Origin of the sequence: Pseudomonas sp. PB101, assembly GCF_009764265.1 — a bacterium.
In the GTDB taxonomy this organism is placed as follows: Bacteria; Pseudomonadota; Gammaproteobacteria; order Pseudomonadales; family Pseudomonadaceae; genus Aquipseudomonas.
In genome coordinates, this window is the sequence record NZ_RWIR01000020.1 from 1 (window position 1) to 22,317 (window position 22,317).

Genomic DNA, 22,317 nt, shown 5'->3' on the forward strand with positions numbered 1-22,317 from the left:
CTGCTCCGTGGGCCCGCCGCCATCGGCCATCCATGGCCGGGGGCGGCTAACCCGGCATCCATGCCGGGTTGCCCACTGCGCAGAACCTCCACTCGGCCTCTCGATGGGGCAAGAAGATCAAAAGCCAAAGCAAAGCCAAAGCAAAGCCAAAGCCAACGCGTGATTTTCAGGATCGTTCAGCTCAGGTTCAGGTAATTGGCAATCAATGGCATATGGGAATGAGTGTCATTATGTTACAAATTAGCTCCCTATCTAAATTCGAGACGGCGCTGAATGCTTGTTCCTTTTTTGATCATGCTGCGCGAAGGTGTCGAGGCTGCGTTGATCGTTGGCATCATCGCCAGTTACCTCAAGCAGACCGGTCGCGGCCAATGGCTGCCGGCGATGTGGATCGGGGTGTTTCTTGCCGTCACGCTTGCGCTGCTGGTGGGCGCCGGGCTGGAACTGGTCAGTGCGGAGTTTCCGCAAAAGCAACAGGAGCTGTTTGAAGGCATCGTCGGCTTGGTCTCCGTCGGCATTCTCAGCTCGATGGTGTTCTGGATGCGCAAGGTGGCGCGTTCGATCAAGCATTCGTTGCACGAGTCCCTCGACCACGCGTTGACCGGTTCTGCACACCAGGTGATTGCCTTGATCGCCATGGTGTTTTTCGCCGTGGCCCGCGAAGGCCTGGAAACGGTGTTCTTCCTGCTTGCGGTATTCCAGCAGAGCCAAGGCCCGGCAGCACCGGTTGGCGCCCTGCTCGGCCTGGTCCTGGCCATCATCATCGGCTGGCTGATTTATAGCGGCAGCATGCGCCTGAATCTCTCGGCGTTTTTCCGCTGGACCGGGCTGTTCATCCTCGTGGTGGCGGCCGGCATTCTCGCCAACTCGGTGCAGGCGCTGCATGAAGCCGGGCTCTGGAACCACCTGCAAACGGTACTTTTCGACTTCAGCGCAACGCTGCCGATGGACGGGCCGCTGGGTTCGGTGCTGGCCGGCATGTTCGGTTACCAGGATGCCCCGACCGTCAGCACCCTGGGTGCGTATCTGATCTATCTGCTGGTGGCGCTGGTGATGTTCTTCGCCCCGGCCGTCGCACCCGCCAGCCAATCCTCTTCCGTTTCCAGCCAGTAAGGGCGCCCATGTCAAATCAAGCCCCCCTCCAGGCTTCCCCGCCCCGCGCGTTGCGCTGGGCGCTGGCCGGCTCGGTGATCGTGATGATCGCGGCCGGTGGCCTGTTCTATTACGCGTCGACAATGGCCGCGGCCAAGCGCCTCGCCAACCACGATGAAGTGCTGGTGACCATCCACCCGCACAGTTGCGAACCCAATGCCCTCACCGTCCCGGCCGGTCACGCGAGCTTTCGCATCGTCAACCGCTCCGACCGAGCCGTGGAATGGGAAATCCTCGACGGCGTGCTGGTGATCGAAGAACGGGAAAATATTGCGCCCGGCCTGAGCCAGGTGATCAACGCCAACCTGGCGCCCGGTGACTACAGCATCACGTGCGGCCTGCTGAGCAACCCGCGTGGCACCTTGCATGTCACGCCGACAGCCGCGTCCGATGCGGCGGCCAAGGCCAGGCCGTCGATGGTGGCGTTTGTCGGGCCGCTGTCGGAGTTCCGCGTGTACCTCAACAGCCAGGGCAGCGCGCTGATCAAGGCCGTCACCGCCCTGCAGCAAGCCATCGAGTCCGGTGACCTGAGTCAGGCGCAGGCCCTGTATGTGCCGGCGCGCACGGCGTACCAACGAGTGGCGCCCGCCGCTCAACGCCTGGCGCAACTGGACAACGCGATCAATGCCCGCGCCGACTATTTCGAAAAGCGCGAGCAGGACCCAGGGTTCACGGGTTTCCATCGCATCGAATACGCATTGTTTGAGCAACGCGACCTCTCCGGCATGGCGCCGGTTGCCCAGCGCCTGCTGACGGACGTGCGCACCCTCAAGCAACAGTTGCTGGCCCAGTCACTGCCGCCGGAGCAACTGGTGAGCATCATGGTGCGCAACCTCAACGGCATCGCCGATGTGCGCGCCGGCAGCGGCGAAGAGGAACGCTACAGCCACAGCGACCTGAACGGCTTCGCCGCCAACCTCGACGCCACCCGCAAGGTCGTCGACCTGTTGCGACCGTTGCTGAGCAAGTCCGCGGCCGGGCTGCTGGGGAAAATCGACACTGCCCTCTACGCCTTCGACGCCGAACTCAATGCGTTCAAGGTCGGCGACGGGTACGCCAGTTACGACAGTGTCAGCGCCGAACAACGCAATCAGATCGCCGACAAGGCCAAGGCACTGGCCACCGCCCTCGATGAAATCGATCCCGCCCTTGGCCTGTCCGGCCTGTCAGCAGAAGACGTCAACCGATGAATGATCCAGAGCAATTCAACCTCCAGCGTCGCCGCGTCCTGATGGGCATGGGCGCCGCAGGTGTAGCGCTCAGCTGCCCGGCCATGGCCGCCAGTCCCGCGCAAGTCACCGAGGCACCGAGCAGCGACAAAACCGGTGACCGTCACCCGTTCCACGGTTTGCACCAGGCCGGCATCGTCACCCCGCGCCCGGCGGCCGGGATGCTGGTGTCGTTCGATGTGCTGGCCAGCGACCGTGAAGACCTCGAGCGGCTGTTTCGCACCCTGAACCAGCGCATTGCATTCCTCATGAAGGGCGGCCCGGTGACCCAGGTCGACCCGAAGTTGCCACCCGTGGACTCGGGCATTCTCGGCCCGGTCGTCACTCCGGATAACCTGACCATCACCGTGTCGGTGGGCGAATCGTTGTTCGACGAGCGTTTCGGCCTGGCCGACGCCCGGCCCAAGCGCCTGATACGCATGGTCGGCTTCCCCAACGACGCGCTGGAAGCCGATTGCTGCCATGGCGACTTGAGCATCCAGTTCTGCGCCAACACCACCGACACCAACATCCACGCCTTGCGCGACATCGTGAAAAACCTGCCGGACCTGCTGCTGGTGCGCTGGAAACAGGAAGGCAGCGTACCGCCCCAGGCCCCGGCAAAACCCGGCGTGCCGGCACAGAGCGCGCGTAATTTCCTGGGTTTTCGCGACGGTTCGGCCAACCCCGATTCCAACGACGCCAAGACCATGGACAGCATCGTCTGGGTGCAGACCGGCAGCGATGAACCGGCGTGGGCCGCCAATGGCAGCTATCAGGCCGTGCGGATCATCCGCAACTTCGTCGAGCGCTGGGACCGCACGCCGCTGCAGGAGCAGGAAAGCATTCTCGGCCGGGTCAAAAGCACCGGTGCGCCCTTGGGCGGCGCCCACGAAAGCGAAGTGCCGGACTACGGCAAGGACCCGCAAGGCAAGCTGACCCGGCTCGACGCGCACATTCGCCTGGCCAACCCGCGCACCGCCGCAACCCAGGCCAATTTGATCCTGCGCCGGCCGTTCAACTACTCCAACGGAGTGAACAAGAACGGCCAGCTCGACATGGGCCTGCTGTTCATCTGCTACCAGGCCGACCTGGAGAAAGGCTTCATCGCCGTGCAAACCCGACTCAACGGCGAACCGCTGGAGGAGTACCTCAAGCCGGTCGGCGGCGGTTACTTCTTCACGCTGCCCGGGGTGACCAGCGACCAGGATTTCATCGGTCGCTCGCTGCTCGATGCCACACAACCAAAAACAACCGCCTAACCAACGCAACCCTCACGGAACCGTCCCATGAAGAAGTCACCCCTCGCGTTAATGCTGACCCTTGGCTTGCTCAACACTTCGCTGTCGGCCTTCGCGGCGACAGCGCCGCTGGACCTGGTGGGGCCGGTTTCGGACTACAAGATTTACGTCACCGAGCAACTGGATGAGCTGGCCAGCCATACCGAGCAATTCACCGACGCCGTGAAAAAGGGCGACCTGGCCACCGCGCAAAAACTCTACGCACCGACTCGCGTCTACTACGAGTCGATCGAACCAATTGCCGAGCTGTTCAGTGACCTGGATGCGTCCATCGACTCGCGCGTCGACGATCACGAAAAAGGCGTGAAAGCCGAGGACTTCACCGGTTTCCACCGCCTCGAATATTCGCTGTTCTCGGAAAAGACCACCAAGGACCTTGGCGAGCTGGCTGACGGCCTGAACAAAGACGTGAAAGACCTGCAAACCCGCGTCGCCGGCCTGACCTTCCCGCCCGAGAAAGTCGTGGGTGGCGCCGCAGCCTTGCTCGAAGAAGTCGCGGCGACCAAGGTCTCCGGTGAAGAAGACCGCTACAGCCACACCGACCTCTATGACTTCCAGGGCAACATCGACGGGGCGAAGAAAATCGTCGACCTGTTCCGTCCGCAGATCGAGAAACAGGATGCCGCGTTCGTGGCCAAGGTCGACAAGAACTTCGCGACCGTGGACAAGATCCTGGCCAGGTACAAGACCAGTGACGGCGGTTTCGAGACCTATGACAAGGTGAAGGACGCAGACCGCAAGGCTCTGGTTGGGCCGGTCAATACTTTGGCTGAAGACTTGTCGACATTGCGCGGGAAGCTCGGTCTGAACTGAGTTTTACAGCGACCGTAAGCGGCGTTTATCCGGGGACTGGCGCGCATACCTGTAGGAGCGAGCCTGCTCGCGAAAAACCTGAGGACGCCGAGGTGAATCAGGTTTCCCGCGTTATCGTTTGCGCCCATCGCGAGCAGGCTCGCTCCTACAGAGGAGCAACAGCAGATCGGAAGTCCAGCGGGTTCAGAGGATGCGGTAAAGCAACCGTTCGATCCGCACGCGACTCACACGCTTGAGGAACTTGGCCACGCCCGCCGGGTATTCGGCGAGGGTTTCCAGGTTCTGGAAGTGCTCGATTCGCCGGGTGTGCTGGAAGATCTCCGCCAGCTCCTTGCCCCGCGGCTCCAGCAGTTCGCCATGGGGATCATCGATCAGCAAGGCGTTTTCCAGATCGAGGCGGAATGCCCGCGGGTTGAGGTTGTTGCCGGTCAGCAAGGTATAACGCTGATCGATCCACATGCCCTTGAGGTGATAGGTGTTGTCGCCATCACGCCACAGGTGCAGGTTCAACTGACCGCTGTCGATGTTGCGCTGATGCCGTTTGGCAAACCGGCGCAAGCTGATTTCGTACAGGTACGGCAGCGCCGCAATGACCTTGAACGGTTCGCTCGGCGGAATGTAGAAGTCGTTGGCCGTCTTGTCGCCGACCACAATGTCGATCTTCACCCCACGGGCCAGCGCGCGGTTGATTTCGCGGATGATCGCCAGCGGCAGGTTGAAGTACGGCGTGCAGATGGTCAGTTGTTTCTGAGCGCTGGCGATCAGCTCGCAAATCACCCGGTTCAGCGGATTGTTCTTGCCGACGCCGAGCAGCGGGCAGACCGACAAGCCAGTCCTGTCCGTGCTGCCTTGCGTGGTGTCATAGGCCGCGTGCTTGAGGCGGCTGCGCAGGTCGCCGATGTCATTGCGCAGGCTGCGGGTGGTCGGCAGGTTCGGCAGGTCGAGGCGGTGCACCGCTTTGGAGGCCACCAGACCGTGCTGCACCAGATGCTGCATCGAATCGGCCAGATCACGATTGTGCAGCAGGTGATAGCGGTCGTAGCGGTACTTGTCGATCTTGTGCAGATAGACGTTGTTCAGGCTCGCGCCGCTGTAGATCACGCAGTCATCGATCACGAAACCTTTAAGGTGCAACACGCCGAACAGTTCGCGAGTCTGTACCGGGACGCCGTAGATCGGCACTTCACTTGCGTGGGTGCGGGTCATTTCCTGATACCAGGCGGAGTTGCCCGGTTGCTTGCCGGCACCGATCAGGCCGCGCTGGGCACGCAGCCAGTCGACGACCACCACCACGTCCAGTTCCGGACGCGCCAGCTTGGCCGCGTGCAGGGCATCGAGAATTTCCTGGCCGGCTTCATCCTGTTGCAGGTACAGCGCAACGATGTAGATGCGCCGGGTTGCGCTGGCGATTTTCTCCAGCAGGCAACGACGGAATTCGGCAGCGCCGGAGAGGATGCCGACGGCATCGGCCTTCAGCGGAAAACTGCGCAGTTTGGGCAGCAGGGAGCGTTTGAAAAGCGACGGCATAGGGCTCGCAATGGGTCGAATCCGAAGAACCGAGAGCTTACACCATGCAAGGGTTCGGGTCTTGTTACCGTCTGTAATGTCCCCTTCGCGAGCAGGCTCGCTCCCACATTGAAATGCATTTCCCCTGTGGGAGCGAGCCTGCTCGCGAAGGCCATTTATCAGGCACCACAAAAACCCATTGACCAAGGAGAACGATCGTTCTACTGTTAGCAACATGAACGAAATCACTAGCAACGACACACGCGACATCATTCTGGATGTCACCGAAAAGTTGATCTACAAAAGTGGCATAGCCGCCACTGGCATGGATCTTCTGGTGAAAACCGCCGGCGTCTCCAGGAAAAGCATCTACCGCTATTTCGCCAACAAGGACGAACTGGTCGTGGCCGCCCTGCAACGCCGCGACGAACGCTGGATGCACTGGTACAGAGGCGCAGTCGGCCAGGCCCAGACCCCGGCCGGGCGATTGCTCAACCTGTTTACCGTGCTCACGTCGTGGTTCGCCAGCGAAGGCTTTCGCGGCTGCGCGTTCATCAACACCAGCGGCGAAACCGGCGACCCGCAAGACCCGGTGCGCCTGGTCGCAAAAGAGCATAAACAGAAGCTGCTCGACTACGTGTGCGAGCTGTGTACCGAATATGGTGCCGAGGATCCGCAGGTGCTGGCCAGACAGCTACTGATCTTGATCGACGGTGCCATTACCGTGGCGCTTGTCATGGGTGACCACAGTGCCGCCGATAATGCGCAATGCATGGCACGAAAGTTATTGGACCTGTAGCAACTTGATCAAGCTCGACACTTTGTTTGAACTTTAACTTGATACGGAGACATTGAAATGTCTAATGCCGAAGTTCGTCCGCCATTGCCGCCCTTTACCCGTGAATCGGCCATTGAAAAGATTCGCCTGGCCGAGGACGGCTGGAACTCCCGCGACCCCGAGCGAGTGTCCCTGGCCTACACCCTGGACACCCAGTGGCGCAATCGCGCCGAGTTCGCCCACAACCGCGAAGAAGCCAAAGCCTTCCTGACCCGCAAATGGGCCAGGGAACTGGATTATCGACTGATCAAGGAACTCTGGGCCTTTACCGACAACCGCATCGCCGTGCGGTATGCCTATGAATGGCACGACGACTCGGGCAACTGGTTTCGCTCATACGGCAACGAAAACTGGGAGTTCAACGAGGAAGGCCTGATGGCCCGCCGTTTCGCCTGCATCAACGACATGCCGATCAAGGAAAGCGAGCGCAAGTACCATTGGCCGCTGGGGCGCCGGCCGGATGATCATCCGGGGCTGTCAGACCTCGGCCTGTAAACACGTCCTTTTGTAGGAGCTGGCAAGCCAGCTCCCACAGGTTTTTGTGTTGTTCACAAAGCATCATGCAAAGGTTAGAGGTAACATACCGCCCCTTCCCCGCACCCTCTTCCGCACCCGCCGAATAAGCCGATCCCATGCCCTTCGAACTCAGCGTTGACCTCTCCACCCTGGCCATCCTGGCCCTTGTCGCTTTTGTTGCCGGTTTCATCGACGCCATCGCCGGTGGCGGCGGTTTGTTGACCACCCCGGCCTTGCTGACGGCCGGCCTGCCGCCGCATCTGGTGCTGGGCACCAACAAGCTCAGTTCGACCTTCGGTTCGGCCATTGCCAGCTTTACCTTCTACCGCCGCAAGCTGTTCCATCCCGCGCAATGGGTGCACGCCATCGTCGGGACCCTGGTCGGCGCGTTGACCGGTGCCGTGGTCGCCCACTACCTGCCGGCCGAATGGCTGAACAAAATGCTCCCGGTGATCGTCTTCGCCTGTGGCGTTTACCTGTTGTTCGGGGGCACGCCGAAAGCGCCGACGGACAGCGACGCACCGATCAAGAAAAAGTGGCAGTCGACCCAAGGCTTCAGCCTCGGATTCTATGACGGCGTGGCCGGTCCCGGCACGGGCGCGTTCTGGACCGTGAGCAGCCTGCTGCTGTACCCCATCGACCTGGTGAAGGCCAGCGGCGTGGCGCGCAGCATGAACTTCGTCAGCAACGCGGCGGCGCTGTCGATCTTCATCTTCTCAGGTCAAGTGGACTGGATCATCGGCCTGTGCATGGGCTCGTCGTTGATGGTCGGCGCGTTCTTCGGCGCCCGCACCGCCATCAGCGGCGGTGCGAAATTCATTCGTCCGGTGTTCATCACCGTGGTGCTCGGCCTGACCGTGCGCCTAGCCTGGCAGCACTGGTTCAGCGTGGCCTAAACGCCGCGCCACGTAGACGTCGATCAGGTAACGGGCAATCGAGCGCGACGCCGGCAACGGCGGCAGCGCGTGCACGTTGAACCACTGGGCGTCCTCGATCTCGTCTTCCTGGCAGACGATCTCGCCACCGGCATACTCGGCATGAAAGCCGAGCATCATCGAGTGCGGGAACGGCCAGCACTGGCTGCCCAGGTACTGGATGTTCCTGACCTCGATGCTCACCTCTTCGCGAACCTCGCGAATCAGGCAGTCCTCGGCCGATTCACCCGGCTCGGCAAACCCGGCCAGGGTGCTGTAGACCCCCGGCACAAAACGCGGTGAACGCCCCAGCAGAATCTCGTCGCCGCGGGTCACCAGCACGATCATGCTCGGCGAAATGCGCGGGTAATAGCGCAAGTCGCACGGCTCGCAGTACATCGCCCGTTCACGCACCACCTGATGCGTCGCCTGCCCGCAATTGCCGCAAAAGCGGTGCTCGCGGGCCCAGGTGCCGATCTGCGCGGCGTACCCGAGCACCTTGTAGACCGTGTGATCGCCTTCGAGCATGAACGCCCGCAGGCCTTTCCAGCTGCAGCCCGGCACCTCGCTGTGACTGCGCAGCTCCAGCAGATAGACCGGTTCGCCATCGAGATGACCGATGCCATGCTCGGCGATGATCGAGAGGTCCTGGCGCTTGAGCCATTCGCGCGCAAACAGTGCGCCGTTGTCATCGAACAGAAAACCTTCGGGGCTGCGCGCGACGGCCCAGCCGCCAGGTTGATCGGTGTCCAGTACTGCGGTGGTCCAGCGAGGAATCATGGTTTATCAATCCAGAAATTCGGGTTTCTGTTTGCTCATATGGGCGGCCATGGCCACGCGCAGATCGGTGGATTGCAGCATGGCGGCGTTCCAGGTGGCGATGTATTCGAGGCCGTCATCGATGCGATGGTCACGCATGTAGCTGATCATCTCTTTGGTGCCGGTGACGGCGATCGGCGACTTGCCGGCGATTTCCCGGGCAATGCCCATGACGCCGTCGAGGAGACTGGCGGTGTCGCTGTAGACGCGATTGACCAGGCCCATGCCCCGCGCTTCGTCGGCGCCGAAGGTGCGACCAGTGTAAGCCAGTTCACGCAGCATGCCGTCCCCGATGATCCACGGCAAGCGTTGCAGCGTGCCGACGTCGGCGGCCATGCCGATGTCGATTTCCTTGATCGAAAACTGCGCATCCTCGGCGGCATAACGCATGTCGCAGGCGGCGATCAGGTCGATGGCGCCACCCAGACAGTAACCCTGAATGGCCGCCAGCACTGGCTTGCGGCAGTTGTCGACGGCATTGAACGACGCTTGCAGGGTGAGGATCTTGCGCCGCAACAGGCGCGCATTGCGGCCGACATCCTTGCCCAGTTCATTGGCCACGCCGGCCAACATCATCAGGTCGATGCCCGAGGAGAAATGCTTGCCGGCCCCGCTGAGGACCACCACGCGCACTTCATCGGTATCGTCGATCCACTGGAAGATCTCGACGATCTCGCTCCAGAACGCAGCGTTCATCGAGTTGATCTTCTCCGGGCGGTTGATCTGCACATGGGCGATTTTATCGACCAGTTCGACGTTGAACGCAGTGTATTGAGACATGCCAGTGATCCTTTTGCGGGCAAAAACGAGGCCCGAACTATAACAAGGCATCAAGGTGGGCAGTAAGGCAGCGGTTCAGCCAAATGCGGGACTCAGCGTACGCACTACAACGGTGCGTCAGCGCCCGATCCCCTTGCACACTTATATGACTGACCGGTGACTTTTTGCGGCAAAAATGCATAAAAAACTGCACTTCGTCGGGGCGTTTGCACCTCTATCAGGCACGTCCGTACCGTTATAAACCGATTGTCGAACAATTTTGCCATCTGCCCTTTACCGCTCTAAGTTCTGGCCTAGACTCATTTTCTCGAGGCGAAACCGGTCGGTCACAAAAGGGAAAAATAGTCGAAACTTTTTCCAATCACGATCGGTCCTCTGACAAGAAGGTGCGTTGCGACTGGTGCAATCTTTGCAACGGCTCATTCACCCCTTTTGCTTCGACGCATTGGGCAGCGCTTGCTCACTGATGCGTAGCGCGATTGCGCCCGGCCATAGCAATTGGCCATGAAACACCGTTTGCCAGACCTGAGAATTAGATCAACAACACGGGAGATTCATATGATCGGTACGGCTTTGGAAATACAGGGAGAGCGTGCTCATCAGGTCGGCGAATCCAGCGCCGTAACTGCCGCAAATACCCAACCCGTCAGCGTTCCCGGCACCCGGACACTGACCCCGGCAGCCAACCAGAATCCGAACCGTAAGAAAGTCTTGTTCGTCACCTCGGAAATCGCCGACCTGGTGAAGACCGGCGGCCTGGGTGACGTTTCCGCGGCGCTGCCACGGGCCATGGCTCATCTGCACGATGTGCGGGTACTGATCCCGGGTTACCCGCAGGTGCTGCACAGTGAAAATCCGATCCATATCATCGGCGAACTCGGCGGTCACGCTGCGTTGCCACCGTGCAAGATCGGGCGCATGGACATGCCCGATGGCCTGGTCATTTATGTGTTGATCTGCCCCGAACTCTACGAGCGCGAAGGTTCACCCTACGGCGCCAACAACGGCCGCGACTGGCCGGACAACCACATCCGTTTCGCCCGCCTGGGCCTGGCGGCGGCCGATATTGCCGCCAACCTCGCACAAATCCACTGGTGCCCGGACCTGGTGCACGCCCACGACTGGCCCGCCGGCCTGGCCCCCGCCTACATGCACTGGCGCGGGCAGCGCACGCCGACGCTGTTCACCATTCACAACCTGGCTTACCAGGGCGTGACCAGCCTGGGCTCGTGCCCCGAACTGGGCATTCCCCATCACGCGCTGCAACAGGAAGGCATGGAGTTCTACGGCAAGATGTCGTTCCTCAAGGCCGGCATGGCCTATGCGAGCCACATCACCACGGTCAGCGCGACCTACGCCCAGGAAATCACCACCCCGGATTTCGGCTGCGGTCTCGACGGTTTTCTCGCCGCCAAGACCCAGCAAGGCCTGCTCAGCGGGATTCCCAACGGCATCGATGAAAGCTGGGATGCGGCGACCGACCCGCACCTGTTCTGCCCGTTCGAGATCGGCGACTGGGATGGCAAGGCGGTAAACGCCGCCCACGTGCGCGAACTGTTCGGCCTGCAGGACTCCAAAGGGCCGCTGTTCGCCGTGGTTTCGCGCCTGGTCTATCAGAAAGGCCTTGACCTGACCGAAGCGGTGTCTGAGTACATCGTCAAAAACGGCGGCCAGATCGCGATCATCGGCCGTGGCGAACCGGAAGAAGAACAGTCGATGCGCGAACTGGCCCTGCGTTTCCCCGGGCAGATCGGCGTACGCATCGGCTTTAACGAAACCGATGCCCGGCGCATGTTCGCCGGCAGCGATTTCCTGCTGATGCCTTCGCGCTACGAGCCCTGCGGCCTGAGCCAGATGTACGCCCAGCGTTTCGGTTCGTTGCCGGTGGCGCGCAACACCGGCGGCCTGGCCGACACCATCGAAAACGGCGTGACCGGGTTCCTGTTCGATGAATCCACGGTGCAGAGCTACCAGGAAGCCCTGAGCCGCGCATTCAAGGTGTTCGCCTTCCCCGACCTGCTGCACGCCATGCGCTGCCGGGCCATGGCTGCGCCGTTCAACTGGTGCAAGGCGGTCGAACCCTACGCCGAGCTTTATGAACAGCTGGTGGCTAAAGCGTTGGGGAAATCGCACAAACAGTAAGAGGCTTTCAAGATGCCGTTACGGACCCTTGAGACCTGGCCCCACGGCGCAATCATGCTGGACCCGGAGCACACGCGATTCGCGTTGTGGGCGCCAGATGCGTTTTACGTCAGTGTCGAACTGGAAAATGGACAGTCCTTGCCGTTGCTGCCTCAGGCCGACGGTTGGTTCGTGATCAACACCCGATGCGCAGCGGGTACACGCTACCGCTACAGCATCGACGGCGAGCTGGAGGTGCCCGACCCGGCCTCCCGCGCCCAGGCCGGCGATATCGACAGGCACAGCGTGGTGGTCGATCCGCTGGCCTATGCGTGGCAACACAGTGCCTGGCTGGGACGGCCGTGGAACGAAGCGGTGATCTACGAACTGCATGTCGGTGCGCTCGGCGGTTTCAGTGCCGTCGAGCAGCATCTGGCGCGCTTGGTCGAACTGGGTGTCACCGCGATCGAACTGATGCCCATCGCGCAGTTTCCCGGTGAACGCAATTGGGGATATGACGGCGTCCTGCCGTTCGCGCCCCAAGCGTCATACGGCTCCCCCGAGCAGCTCAAGCATTTGATCGACACCGCCCATGGCCACGGCCTGGCGGTGATTCTCGACGTGGTCTACAACCACTTCGGCCCGCACGGCAATTACCTGCATCGTTATGCCAAGGGCTTTTTTCGCGAAGACCAACACACGCCGTGGGGCGCGGCCATCGATTTTCGCCGTCGCGAAGTACGGGACTTCTTCATCGAAAACGCCTTGATGTGGCTGCTGGAGTACCGCTTCGACGGGTTGCGCCTGGATGCGGTGCATGCCATCGAAGACCCGGATTTCCTCCGGGAACTGGCGCAACGGGTGCGCCAGCAAACGGGACCGGCGCGGCATGTCTGGCTGATGGTCGAGAACGAACACAACCAGGCCAGCCTGCTCGAACACGATTTCGACGCACAGTGGAACGATGACGGCCACAACGCCCTGCATGTGCTGCTGACCGGCGAAACCGAGGCCTATTACGCCGACTACGCGCAAAACCCCACCGAACAACTGGCGCGCTGCCTGAGCCAGGGCTTTGTGTTTCAGGGCCATGCCAACCGCCAGGGTGTCGCGCGCGGCGAACCCAGCGGGCATCTGCCACCCGGCGCATTCATCCTGTTTTTGCAGAACCATGACCAGATCGGCAACCGGGCCTTCGGCGAACGCCTGCATCAACTCGCTCACCCGCAAGCGTTGCGCGCCGCCACGGTGTTGCTGCTGTTGTCGCCGATGATTCCGCTGCTGTTCATGGGCGACGAGTTTGCCGTCGAACAACCCTTCCTGTTTTTCACCAGCCATCACGGTGAACTGGCGCAGCGGGTACGCGATGGCCGGCGCAACGAGTTCGCGGCGTTCAGCGCGTTTGCCGACCCGCGTCAACGCCAACACATTCCCGACCCGAACGATCCGCAGACGTTTGCCGCATCCCGTCCGGTCCTGCCCCCGAGCGGCCACAATGAGATGCATGATCTGTATTGCCGACTGTTGCAGATCCGCCACCGGCTGATCATTCCACGCTTGCCGGGCGCACAGGCACTGGGCGCCGCCGTGCTGGGCGAAGGCGCGGTGAGTGCAACCTGGCGTTTGGGCGATGGCAGCCAGTTGCGTATTGACCTGAACCTCAGCGACCGGCCCGTAGTCCACACCCCACATGCCGATGCTGCGCGGTTGTTCGAATACCCGCCTCGCGGCGCCGACCTGTCGCAGCAGAGCACCCTTGCCCCGTATTGCGCGCGGGTCAGCCTCGCCGCCGCCACCCCTTTGCTATCTGGAGAGCGTCCATGAGTGATGCGCAACTGGAAATCCTGGCCAGCCGTGCCGGCCTCGCGGTCGACTGGATCGACGCCAACGGGCGCCCGCAAAAAGTCGCGCCGTCAGTCTTGCGCAACGTGCTGACCGGCCTCGGCCACCCGGCCGGCAGCGCCCAGGAAATCGATGCGAGCCTGCTGGAACTGCAAGAGGTGCAACAGACCCATCACTTGCCGCCACTGATCACCGCCGATGCGGGGAAGGGCCTGGACCTGGCGCGATTTTTCGAGCCCGGGACCCCTTGCGAAATCCACCTCGAAGACGGTTCCCGACTCAACCTGAAACTGGACGCCAGCGCGGTGCTGCCAGGGCTGGTACCGGTCGGCTATCAGCAGGTCGGCATCGACGGACAAACCTTCACCCTGGCGGTCGCCCCGGCCCGTTGCTACAGCGTGGCGGATGCCGTGGACAACCCGATCCCGCGTGCCTGGGGCCTGAGCGTGCAGCTGTATGGCTTGCGCCGCCCCGGCGATGGCGGGTTTGGTGACACCCAGGCGCTGGAGGATCTCGCCCGGGTCGCCGGTGAACGTGGCGCCGAGGCGCTGGCGATCAGCCCCTTGCATGCGATGTTTTCCAGTGACAGCCAACGCTACAGCCCGTATTCCCCTTCCAGCCGACTGTTTCACAACAGCCTTTACTGCGCCCCCGGTACCATTCTCGGCGAGCGCGCCCTGCGTACCGCCATTGATGCAACCGGGCTGGCGATTGAACTCAAGGCGCTGGAAGAGCGCCCGCTGATTGACTGGCCGGCCGCCGCCGAAGCCAAGCATCGATTGTTGCAGGCCCTGTATGAAGGCTTCGTCCAGGGCGAGCACCCGTTGCACGAAGACTTCAGTAGTTTTCGTCACGCTGCCGGCGAAGCGCTGGAAAACCACTGTCGCTTCGAAGCCATCCAGGAAGCGCGCGCCGCCCGCGGTGAAATCCTCGACTGGCGGCAGTGGCCCGAAGCCTGGCGCAACCCGCGCAGCGCCGAACTGGCGGCATTTGCCGAAGAGAACGCCGGACGCATCGGCTTTTTCGCCTTCTGTCAGTGGCTGATCACACGTTGCCTGGAGCGCGCGCAAACTGCCGCTCGCGCCAGCGGCATGAGCATTGGCCTGATCGCCGACCTGGCCGTCGGTGCCGATGGCGGCGGTAGCCAGGCCTGGAGCCGCCAGGACGAACTGCTCGCCGCCCTCACCGTCGGCGCCCCGCCGGACATTCTCAACCGCAGCGGCCAGGGTTGGGGGATTTCCGCGTTCTCCCCTGAGGGCCTGGTACGCAATGGCTTCCGCGCCTTCATCGAAATGCTGCGGGCCAATTTCGCTCACTCCGGCGGCTTGCGCATCGATCACGTCATGGGCTTGCAGCGTTTGTGGGTAATCCCCAACGGCTCACCGCCGGCCGACGGCGCCTACCTGTATTACCCGGTGGACGATCTGCTGCGCCTGCTCACCCTGGAATCCCATCGCCACCAGGCCATCGTCCTCGGCGAGGACCTCGGTACCGTGCCGGACGGCTTGCGGGACAAACTCATCGCCCGCTCGATGCTCGGCATGCGGGTATTGCTGTTCGAGCAGGACAACACCCACTTCAAGCCGATCCTCGACTGGCCCGACAACGCCCTGGCGACCACCAGCACCCATGACCTGCCCACCCTCAATGGCTGGTGGCATGGCCGCGATATCGACTGGAACGCCCGGCTCGGCATGGTCGATGCCAGCGGTGAAATCGAATGGCGCCAGCACCGCGAGCGTGAACGCGAAGGCCTGCGCCGGGCATTGAGCCAGGACCCGCAGAACTTTCGCGAAGAGTCCCACGAAACCGACCAGGTGCTCGATGCCAGCGTGCGTTTTCTCGGCCATACCCGGGCACCCTTGGTGCTGCTGCCGCTGGAAGATGCCCTTGGCGTCGAACAGCAAGCCAACCTGCCCGGCACCATCGATACCCACCCGAACTGGTCGCGGCGCTTGCCCGGCTACAGCGAAGCCCTGCTCGATGGAGCGGATGCCGCGCGGCGACTGGAACTGCTCGCCTGTGCGCGACTCCAGGCGGCCGAGCGTGACCGATGACCCAAGTGCCGAGCCGACCACTGCGCGCCACGCTGCGCCTGCAATTTCACCAAGGCTTCACGCTGGAGGATGCGGTGCCGCTGGTGCCGTATTTCGCCCGCCTCGGCATCAGCCATGTCTACGCCTCCCCGCTGTTGCGCGCCCGCGCCGGGTCGATGCATGGCTATGACGTGGTGGACCCGACCCGGGTCAACCCGGAACTGGGCGGCGAAGCAGCGCTGCGCGAGCTGGTCAGTGCCCTGCACGGGCACGACATGGGGTTGATCCTCGACATCGTCTCAAACCACATGGCGGTCGGTGGCAGTGACAATCCCTGGTGGCTGGACTTGTTGGAGTGGGGGCGCCTGAGCCCTTACGGCGAGTTTTTCGACATCCAGTGGCACTCGCCCGACCCGTTGATGGAAGGCCAGTTGCTGCTGCCCTTCCTGGGCAGCGACTACGGCGTCGCGTTGCAGGACGGCACCCTGCCCCTGCGTTTCGATGCCTGGCACGGCAGCTTCCATGTCGAGCACTACGAACACCGCTTTCCCATTTGCCCGAGCGATTACGGCGAACTGCTCAAGACCGATGCGCCGCTCGATGCGCAACAGAGCGAACAACTGAGAAACATCGCCGATCGCTTCAGCACCCTGAGCTACCAGACCGACGCCCACAGCCTGGCCATTCCACTGAAGGCAGAATTGCGTGACCTGGTCAGCGATCCGGCCATTGCCCAAGCCATCGACCGGCACCTGAAAAACTACGACTCACAGACCGACGAAGGCTTCCAGCGCCTGCACAATCTGCTGGAACGCCAAAGCTATCGCCTCGCCAGTTGGCGCACCGCCGCCGATGACATCAACTGGCGGCGTTTTTTCGATATCAATGAACTCGGCGGGTTGCGCGTCGAGCGTCCCGCGGTGTTCGAAGCCACCCACGCAAAGATCTTCCAACTGGTGGCCGAAGGGCTGATCGACGGGTTGCGCATCGACCATATCGACGGCCTCGCCGACCCGCGAGGCTACTGCCGCAAACTTCGGCGCCGGGTGGACAGCCTGGCGCCGGGCCGTCATCTGCCCATCTATGTCGAAAAGATCCTCGGCGCAGGCGAAACCCTGCATCGCGATTGGTCGGTGGACGGCACCACCGGTTACGAGTTCATGAACCAGTTGTCACTGCTGCAAACCGACCCTCGGGGTGCGCAGGCACTGGCCGAACGCTGGCAGCGCCACAGCGAGCGCACCGCCGACTTCGACCAGGAAGCGCAACTGGCCCGCCAGCAAATCCTCAACGGCTCCCTGGCCGGCGATTTCGAAAGCGTCGCCCAGGCCTTGCTGCAGGTGGCCCGGGACAATCTGATGACCCGCGACCTGACCCTCGGCGCCATTCGCCGGGCCCTGCAGGCGCTGATCGTGCATTTCCCGGTGTACCGCACCTACATCAGCCCCCTTGGCCGGTCGGCCGGGGACGAGGTGTTTTTCCGCCAGGCCATGGACGGCGCCCGGCAAACCCTGGGCGAAGCGGACTGGCCGGTGCTCGACTGCCTCGCCGGCTGGCTCGGCGGTGAGCCCTGGCGGCAGCGTCCGGCCGGTCGCGCGCGCAAACGCCTGAAGCACGCCTGCGTACGATTCCAGCAACTGACCTCGCCGGCCGCGGCGAAAGCGGTGGAAGACACCGCGTTCTATCGCTCGGCCGTCCTGCTCTCGCGCAACGACGTCGGGTTCAGTACCGAGCAGTTCAGTGCGCCGCTTGCCGACTTTCATCAGGCCTGCATCGAGCGCCTGGAGAGCTTCCCGGACAACCTGCTGGCCAGCGCCACCCACGACCACAAGCGCGGCGAAGATTCGCGCGCGCGCCTGGCGATACTGAGTGAACGCAGCGCCTGGTACGCCGACCAGATCGGCCTGTGGCGCGCCCTCGCCCGGCCATTGCGCAACGACGATCACATGCCGTCAGCGGGCGATGAGTTGATTCTGTACCAGGTGATCCTAGGCAGTTGGCCGCTCGAGCTGGCTTTCGATAATCCAGCGGCGCTGGAGGACTACGCCGACCGCCTCTGGCAATGGCAACGCAAGGCCGTGCGCGAAGCCAAGCTGCAAAGCAGCTGGAGCGCGCCCAACGAGGCTTACGAGCAAGCCTGCGAACACTTCATCCGGCGCCTGTTGCTCAGCCCCGAAGGTGAACTGTTGCGAACGGCCCTCGCCAAGGCGGCCCGTTCGATTGCCGTCCCCGGTGCGCTCAACGGCTTGGCGCAAACCTTGCTGCGCATGACCGTGCCGGGTGTGCCGGACCTGTATCAGGGCAACGACTTCTGGGATTTCAGCCTGGTCGACCCGGACAACCGTCGCCCCGTGGATTACGCCAGTCGCCAGCAGGCGCTGCAGCAACCCAACGATCTACCCGAGCTGCTGGCGAACTGGCGTGACGGGCGCATCAAGCAGACCTTGATTGCGCGCACCCTGGGCCTGCGCGCCGAGCATGCCGAGCTGTTTCGGCGTGGCACTTACCAGCCCCTGGAAGTGCTGGGCAGCGAGGCCCATCGAGTGCTGGGTTTTGTCCGTGAACGGGAGGGAAAACGCGCCATCGTGATTGTGCCGATACGTTGTGCCGAACTGCTGGAAAACAGTGCCGAACCACGGGTCCACGCGCCGCTGTGGGGCGATACCCGGGTCCGATTGCCGTTCACCGTCCCCGACGAACATCTGAAGGGACTTTTTTCCGGCGTCGCAGTCACACAACACAGGGAGCTGCTGATCAGCGCCGCGCTGGGGGATTTCCCGGTCAATCTCATTATTCAAACTGCCCACACTTGAGTTCAGTTCAGGAGCAATACGATGAGTACCGACGATAAACGCATCCGCGAATTTGCCTATCAGATCTGGGAGTCCGAAGGAAAACCCGAAGGTCAGGAAGCCCGCCACTGGGAGATGGCGTGCAAACTGGCCGAAGCCGAAGCCCTGGCCCCGAAAAAATCCGCGAAGGCCGCCACCGGCAAGGCAGCCCCGAAGAAAACCGCAGACGCAAAACCCGGCCCGGACAAGACCCTCAACGGCAAGACCGCCGCGCCGAAAGCCAAGGCCAAACCGGCGGCGGCTTCGAAAGTGATCCCGCCGGGGGAAAAGGCTGTCGAGAAGAAACCCCGGGCGCCGCGAAAACCGCCGGCGGTTTGATCAGGCCCAAAACATACCTGTGGGAGCGAGCTTGCTCGCGTCAGCACCTGTGCAGGCTGACACACCATCGCGAGCAAGCTCGCTCCTACAGGTTGAACGTTTGCCGGAGAATTTATGACCAGCCCGAAGAAAGCCGCCGCGCCAGCGCCCAGCGCTGAAGCCACGCGAATCCGTGAAGGCCTGCCCTTCCCGTTGGGTGCTACCTGGGATGGGCTGGGCGTCAACTTCGCCCTGTTCTCCGCCCACGCCACCCGGGTTGAACTGTGCCTGTTCGATGACACCGGCGAGGTGGAGCTCGAACGCATCGAACTGCCCGAATACACCGACGAGATCTATCACGGCTACTTGCCCGATGCTCATCCCGGGCTGATTTATGGCTATCGCGTCTACGGCCCGTACGACCCGGCCAACGGTCATCGCTTCAACCCCAACAAACTGCTGATCGACCCCTATGCCAAACAGCTGGTCGGCAAGTTGAAATGGTCCGAAGCGCTGTTCGGCTACACCATCGGCCATCCCGACGCCGACCTCAGCTTCGATGAACGCGACAGCGCGCCCTTCGTGCCCAAGTGCAAAGTCATCGACCCGGCGCACACCTGGGGCCACGACCACCGCGTCAGCGTGCCGTGGGACAAGACGATCATTTATGAAACCCATGTCCGCGGCTTCACCATGCGCCACCCCGCGGTCCCCGAAAACGTGCGCGGTACGTTTGCCGGGCTGATGGTCGATGACGTGGTCGAGCACATCCGCAAGCTCGGCGTGTCGACCGTGGAGTTGCTGCCGATCCACGCGTTCGTCAACGACCAGCATTTGTTGCACAAGGGCATGACCAATTACTGGGGCTACAACAGCATCGCGTTCTTCGCCCCCGACCCGCGTTACCTGGCCAGCGGCAAGATCGCCGAATTCAAGGAAATGGTCGCGCACCTGCACGAAGCCAATCTGGAGGTGATCCTCGACGTGGTCTACAACCACACCGCCGAGGGCAACGAACAAGGCCCGACCCTGTCCATGCGCGGCATCGACAACGCGTCCTACTACCGCCTGATGCCGGAGGACAAACGCTTCTACATCAACGATTCCGGCACCGGCAACACCCTGGACCTGAGCCACCCCTGCGTGCTGCAAATGGTCACCGACTCCCTGCGCTACTGGGCCTCGGAAATGCACGTGGACGGTTTCCGCTTCGATCTTGCGACCATTCTCGGGCGTTATCACGACGGTTTCGACGAGCGCCACAGTTTCCTCGTCGCCTGCCGCCAGGACCCGGTGCTGCGCCAGGTCAAACTGATTGCCGAACCCTGGGACTGCGGTCCCGGCGGATATCAGGTCGGCAATTTTCCGCCGGGCTGGGTCGAGTGGAACGATAAATTCCGCGACACCGTGCGCGCCTTCTGGAAAGGCGACGACGGGCAACTGGCGGACTTTGCCAGCCGCCTGACCGCCTCGGGCGAGATGTTCAACCAACGTGGCCGCCGGCCCTGTTCCTCGGTGAACTTCGTCACCGCCCATGACGGCTTCACCCTCAATGACCTGGTGTCGTACAACGACAAGCACAACGAAGCCAACGACGAAAACAATCAGGACGGCAGCAACAACAACCTGTCGTGGAACCACGGTGTCGAAGGCCCCACCGACGACCCCGAGATCAACGCGCTGCGCCACCGGCAGATGCGCAACTTCTTCGCCACCCTGCTGCTGGCCCAGGGCACGCCGATGCTGGTGGCCGGCGACGAGTTCGCCCGCACCCAGGACGGCAACAACAATGCCTACTGCCAGGACAGCGAGATCGGTTGGGTCAACTGGGACCTCAGCGAAGACGGCAAGGCCCTGCTCAAGTTCGTCAAGCGCCTGATCAAGTTGCGCCTGACCTACCCGATCCTGCGCCGAGGGCGTTTTCTGGTGGGTAACTACAACGAAGACATCGGCGTCAAGGACGTGACCTGGCTGGCGCCGGACGGCACGGAAATGACCACCAAGCATTGGCACGATGCGCACAATCGCTGCCTGGGCATGCTGCTCGACGGTCGCGCCCAGGAAACCGGCATCCGCCGCAAAGGCGCCGACGCGACGTTGATGCTGGTGGTCAACGCACACCATGACATCGTCAATTTCCGTCTGCCGCAAGTGCCTGACGGCGGTTTCTGGACCTGCATGATCGATACCAACCAGCCGTCGATACGTGGCCAGGAGCGCTTCGAGTTCGGCCACGAGTACTCGGTCACCGGCCGCTCGTTTCTGTTGTTCGAATTGCAGCATGAGGAAGAAGAATGACCATCTGGCTCAGGCATTTGCGCGCATCACTGCCGCAGAGCGGAAAAATTCATTTTGCTTGAGTTGGCGACGCGACGAATAGCCTGACATGAGCAATACTCGAAGCGCGACATTCCAGGGTTGGGCTTGTCGCACCTCGCAATCCACCAGCCCTCAAGGGTCGGCCGGGCTTGTCTCGCGCACGACTGAAGGCGAAGCACAACAAGGACGTATGACCGATGAAATCCGTTTCCGTCAGCGAAGCCAGCCTGCCATCCCAGATCTGGAACAGTGCCCCGCAACTGGACAGCGTTCCGATCATCAGCACCGCGTCCCTGGTACCCACCGGCGCACGCGTGGTGCTCATTGCCCCGCACCCTGGCGATGAAGTCGTGACCTGCGGCGGCCTGCTGCAACTGCTCAGCAATCTGGGCCACCCGCTGCAATTGATCTCGATTACCGACGGCAGCGCCAGCCATCCCGGCTCCCGGCAGTGGTCGGAAAAACGCCTCAGCGTGTTTCGCCCTCAGGAAAGCGTCGAAGCCATCCGCCGACTCGGGTTGCCGATGCACAGCCTGAAGTGGATTCGTGGCGGGTTTACCGACAACGCACTGGTGGAACACGAAGAGCAGATCATCCGATTCATCACGCGCTACCTGCGCCCCGGTGATGTGGTGTTCAGCACCTGGGGCGAGGACGGCAACGCCGACCACGACACCGTCGGCCGCGCCAGCGCCAGGGCCGCGGCCAGTGTCGGGGCCCACTATAACGACGTGCCGTTCTGGGCCTGGCACTGGCCGGCACGGGACCGAGAGCTGATCCCCTGGCATCGCGCGCGCAAGGTGCGCCTCGATACCTGGACCGTCGCGCGCAAGAGCCACGCCACCCACGCCTACGCCAGCCAACTCGACGGCGAGCCGGCCATCGGCCTTGCGCCGTCGCTGCCGCGCACGCTGCTCGAACGCATCCGTTTGCCCTATGAAATCGTCTTGGTTTGAAAGCGCACCTCACCAGACTGAACTGCCTGCTGTCGCATCAGTCGCAT

17 protein-coding genes are annotated in these 22,317 nt (G+C 62.4%); 14 read left to right on the forward strand and 3 right to left on the reverse strand.

Annotation, left to right across the window (positions count from 1 at the left end; genetic code table 11):
- Positions 1-273 precede the first annotated feature (273 nt).
- Genes efeU through efeO (EI969_RS05880) form a run of 4 tightly spaced genes read left to right on the forward strand, consistent with a single transcriptional unit; the run spans position 274 to position 4,474 of the window.
- On the forward strand, positions 274-1,113 hold the full coding sequence (gene efeU / locus EI969_RS05865; protein ID WP_160386464.1) for an iron uptake transporter permease EfeU: 840 nt from the start codon (positions 274-276) through the stop codon (positions 1,111-1,113).
- 8 nt (positions 1,114-1,121) lie between these two features.
- Positions 1,122-2,342, forward strand: a complete 1,221-nt coding sequence (gene efeO / locus EI969_RS05870) for an iron uptake system protein EfeO (protein ID WP_160386466.1) — start codon at positions 1,122-1,124, stop codon at positions 2,340-2,342.
- Positions 2,339-3,622, forward strand: coding sequence for an iron uptake transporter deferrochelatase/peroxidase subunit (gene efeB / locus EI969_RS05875; RefSeq protein WP_160386467.1), 1,284 nt, complete (start codon positions 2,339-2,341; stop codon positions 3,620-3,622). Before efeO (EI969_RS05870) ends, efeB begins: the two co-directional genes overlap by 4 nt.
- 27 nt (positions 3,623-3,649) lie before the next feature.
- Positions 3,650-4,474: an iron uptake system protein EfeO gene (gene efeO, locus EI969_RS05880; RefSeq protein WP_160386469.1), complete on the forward strand. Its 825-nt coding sequence runs from the start codon at positions 3,650-3,652 to the stop codon at positions 4,472-4,474.
- A 183-nt stretch (positions 4,475-4,657) separates the two neighbouring features.
- Here the strand turns inward: efeO (EI969_RS05880) and pssA are convergent, their stop codons facing one another.
- The gene (pssA, locus tag EI969_RS05885) at positions 4,658-6,001 is read right to left on the reverse strand and encodes a CDP-diacylglycerol--serine O-phosphatidyltransferase (protein ID WP_160386471.1); all 1,344 of its coding nucleotides are present in this window, start codon (positions 5,999-6,001) and stop codon (positions 4,658-4,660) included.
- 214 nt (positions 6,002-6,215) lie between these two features.
- Here pssA and EI969_RS05890 point away from each other — a divergent pair, with 214 nt between their 5' ends.
- The 3 genes from EI969_RS05890 (at position 6,216) to EI969_RS05900 (ending at position 8,230) form a co-directional block, all read left to right on the forward strand.
- A complete protein-coding gene (locus EI969_RS05890) occupies positions 6,216-6,779 on the forward strand; it encodes a TetR/AcrR family transcriptional regulator (RefSeq protein ID WP_160386473.1) in 564 nt (187 codons plus the stop codon).
- A 57-nt stretch (positions 6,780-6,836) separates the two neighbouring features.
- The gene (locus EI969_RS05895; protein WP_160386475.1) at positions 6,837-7,313 is read left to right on the forward strand and encodes a nuclear transport factor 2 family protein; all 477 of its coding nucleotides are present in this window, start codon (positions 6,837-6,839) and stop codon (positions 7,311-7,313) included.
- Between the two features lie 137 nt (positions 7,314-7,450).
- On the forward strand, positions 7,451-8,230 hold the full coding sequence (locus EI969_RS05900) for a TSUP family transporter (protein WP_104448285.1): 780 nt from the start codon (positions 7,451-7,453) through the stop codon (positions 8,228-8,230).
- Here EI969_RS05900 and nudC read toward each other — a convergent pair.
- Positions 8,198-9,028, reverse strand: coding sequence for an NAD(+) diphosphatase (nudC, locus tag EI969_RS05905; protein WP_160386477.1), 831 nt, complete (start codon positions 9,026-9,028; stop codon positions 8,198-8,200). The two genes, EI969_RS05900 and nudC, sit on opposite strands and share 33 nt — an antisense overlap.
- Positions 9,029-9,034: 6 nt before the next feature.
- Positions 9,035-9,847 carry a crotonase/enoyl-CoA hydratase family protein gene (locus EI969_RS05910; RefSeq protein ID WP_160386479.1) on the reverse strand — a complete coding sequence of 271 codons (813 nt, stop codon included), beginning with the start codon at positions 9,845-9,847 and terminating at the stop codon, positions 9,035-9,037.
- Positions 9,848-10,405: 558 nt separating this feature from the next.
- Here EI969_RS05910 and glgA point away from each other — a divergent pair.
- The 7 genes from glgA to EI969_RS05945 all read left to right on the forward strand — a co-directional run bounded on the left by glgA (position 10,406) and on the right by EI969_RS05945 (position 22,270).
- Positions 10,406-11,989 carry a glycogen synthase GlgA gene (gene glgA / locus EI969_RS05915; RefSeq protein ID WP_160386481.1) on the forward strand — a complete coding sequence of 528 codons (1,584 nt, stop codon included), beginning with the start codon at positions 10,406-10,408 and terminating at the stop codon, positions 11,987-11,989.
- Positions 11,990-12,001: 12 nt separating this feature from the next.
- Complete coding sequence (gene treZ / locus EI969_RS05920) at positions 12,002-13,792, forward strand: malto-oligosyltrehalose trehalohydrolase (RefSeq protein ID WP_160386483.1); 1,791 nt, start codon at positions 12,002-12,004, stop codon at positions 13,790-13,792.
- The gene (gene malQ / locus EI969_RS05925; RefSeq protein ID WP_160386485.1) at positions 13,789-15,867 is read left to right on the forward strand and encodes a 4-alpha-glucanotransferase; all 2,079 of its coding nucleotides are present in this window, start codon (positions 13,789-13,791) and stop codon (positions 15,865-15,867) included. Before treZ ends, malQ begins: the two co-directional genes overlap by 4 nt.
- Entirely contained in the window at positions 15,864-18,659 is a 2,796-nt protein-coding gene (locus EI969_RS05930; RefSeq protein ID WP_160386487.1) for a malto-oligosyltrehalose synthase, read from the forward strand. Before malQ ends, EI969_RS05930 begins: the two co-directional genes overlap by 4 nt.
- A 21-nt stretch (positions 18,660-18,680) precedes the next feature.
- Positions 18,681-19,016, forward strand: a complete 336-nt coding sequence (locus EI969_RS05935; protein ID WP_160386489.1) for a DUF2934 domain-containing protein — start codon at positions 18,681-18,683, stop codon at positions 19,014-19,016.
- 114 nt (positions 19,017-19,130) lie between these two features.
- Positions 19,131-21,293 (forward strand): glycogen debranching protein GlgX, encoded by a 2,163-nt coding sequence (gene glgX / locus EI969_RS05940; RefSeq protein ID WP_160386491.1) that lies wholly within the window; start codon positions 19,131-19,133, stop codon positions 21,291-21,293.
- Between the two features lie 218 nt (positions 21,294-21,511).
- Positions 21,512-22,270, forward strand: a complete 759-nt coding sequence (locus tag EI969_RS05945) for a PIG-L deacetylase family protein (protein WP_160386493.1) — start codon at positions 21,512-21,514, stop codon at positions 22,268-22,270.
- The last annotated feature ends 47 nt before the right edge of the window (positions 22,271-22,317 follow it).

Excerpts from the sequence above, each read along its gene's own strand:
- efeU (WP_160386464.1), top strand. The coding sequence starts at position 274 with ATGCTTGTTCCTTTTTTGATCATGCTGCGCGAAGGTGTCGAGGCTGCG.
- efeO (WP_160386466.1), top strand. The coding sequence starts at position 1,122 with ATGTCAAATCAAGCCCCCCTCCAGGCTTCCCCGCCCCGCGCGTTGCGC.
- efeB (WP_160386467.1), top strand. The coding sequence starts at position 2,339 with ATGAATGATCCAGAGCAATTCAACCTCCAGCGTCGCCGCGTCCTGATG.
- efeO (WP_160386469.1), top strand. The coding sequence starts at position 3,650 with ATGAAGAAGTCACCCCTCGCGTTAATGCTGACCCTTGGCTTGCTCAAC.
- pssA (WP_160386471.1), bottom strand. The coding sequence starts at position 6,001 with ATGCCGTCGCTTTTCAAACGCTCCCTGCTGCCCAAACTGCGCAGTTTT.
- EI969_RS05890 (WP_160386473.1), top strand. The coding sequence starts at position 6,216 with ATGAACGAAATCACTAGCAACGACACACGCGACATCATTCTGGATGTC.
- EI969_RS05895 (WP_160386475.1), top strand. The coding sequence starts at position 6,837 with ATGTCTAATGCCGAAGTTCGTCCGCCATTGCCGCCCTTTACCCGTGAA.
- EI969_RS05900 (WP_104448285.1), top strand. The coding sequence starts at position 7,451 with ATGCCCTTCGAACTCAGCGTTGACCTCTCCACCCTGGCCATCCTGGCC.
- nudC (WP_160386477.1), bottom strand. The coding sequence starts at position 9,028 with ATGATTCCTCGCTGGACCACCGCAGTACTGGACACCGATCAACCTGGC.
- EI969_RS05910 (WP_160386479.1), bottom strand. The coding sequence starts at position 9,847 with ATGTCTCAATACACTGCGTTCAACGTCGAACTGGTCGATAAAATCGCC.
- glgA (WP_160386481.1), top strand. The coding sequence starts at position 10,406 with ATGATCGGTACGGCTTTGGAAATACAGGGAGAGCGTGCTCATCAGGTC.
- treZ (WP_160386483.1), top strand. The coding sequence starts at position 12,002 with ATGCCGTTACGGACCCTTGAGACCTGGCCCCACGGCGCAATCATGCTG.
- malQ (WP_160386485.1), top strand. The coding sequence starts at position 13,789 with ATGAGTGATGCGCAACTGGAAATCCTGGCCAGCCGTGCCGGCCTCGCG.
- EI969_RS05930 (WP_160386487.1), top strand. The coding sequence starts at position 15,864 with ATGACCCAAGTGCCGAGCCGACCACTGCGCGCCACGCTGCGCCTGCAA.
- EI969_RS05935 (WP_160386489.1), top strand. The coding sequence starts at position 18,681 with ATGAGTACCGACGATAAACGCATCCGCGAATTTGCCTATCAGATCTGG.
- glgX (WP_160386491.1), top strand. The coding sequence starts at position 19,131 with ATGACCAGCCCGAAGAAAGCCGCCGCGCCAGCGCCCAGCGCTGAAGCC.
- EI969_RS05945 (WP_160386493.1), top strand. The coding sequence starts at position 21,512 with ATGAAATCCGTTTCCGTCAGCGAAGCCAGCCTGCCATCCCAGATCTGG.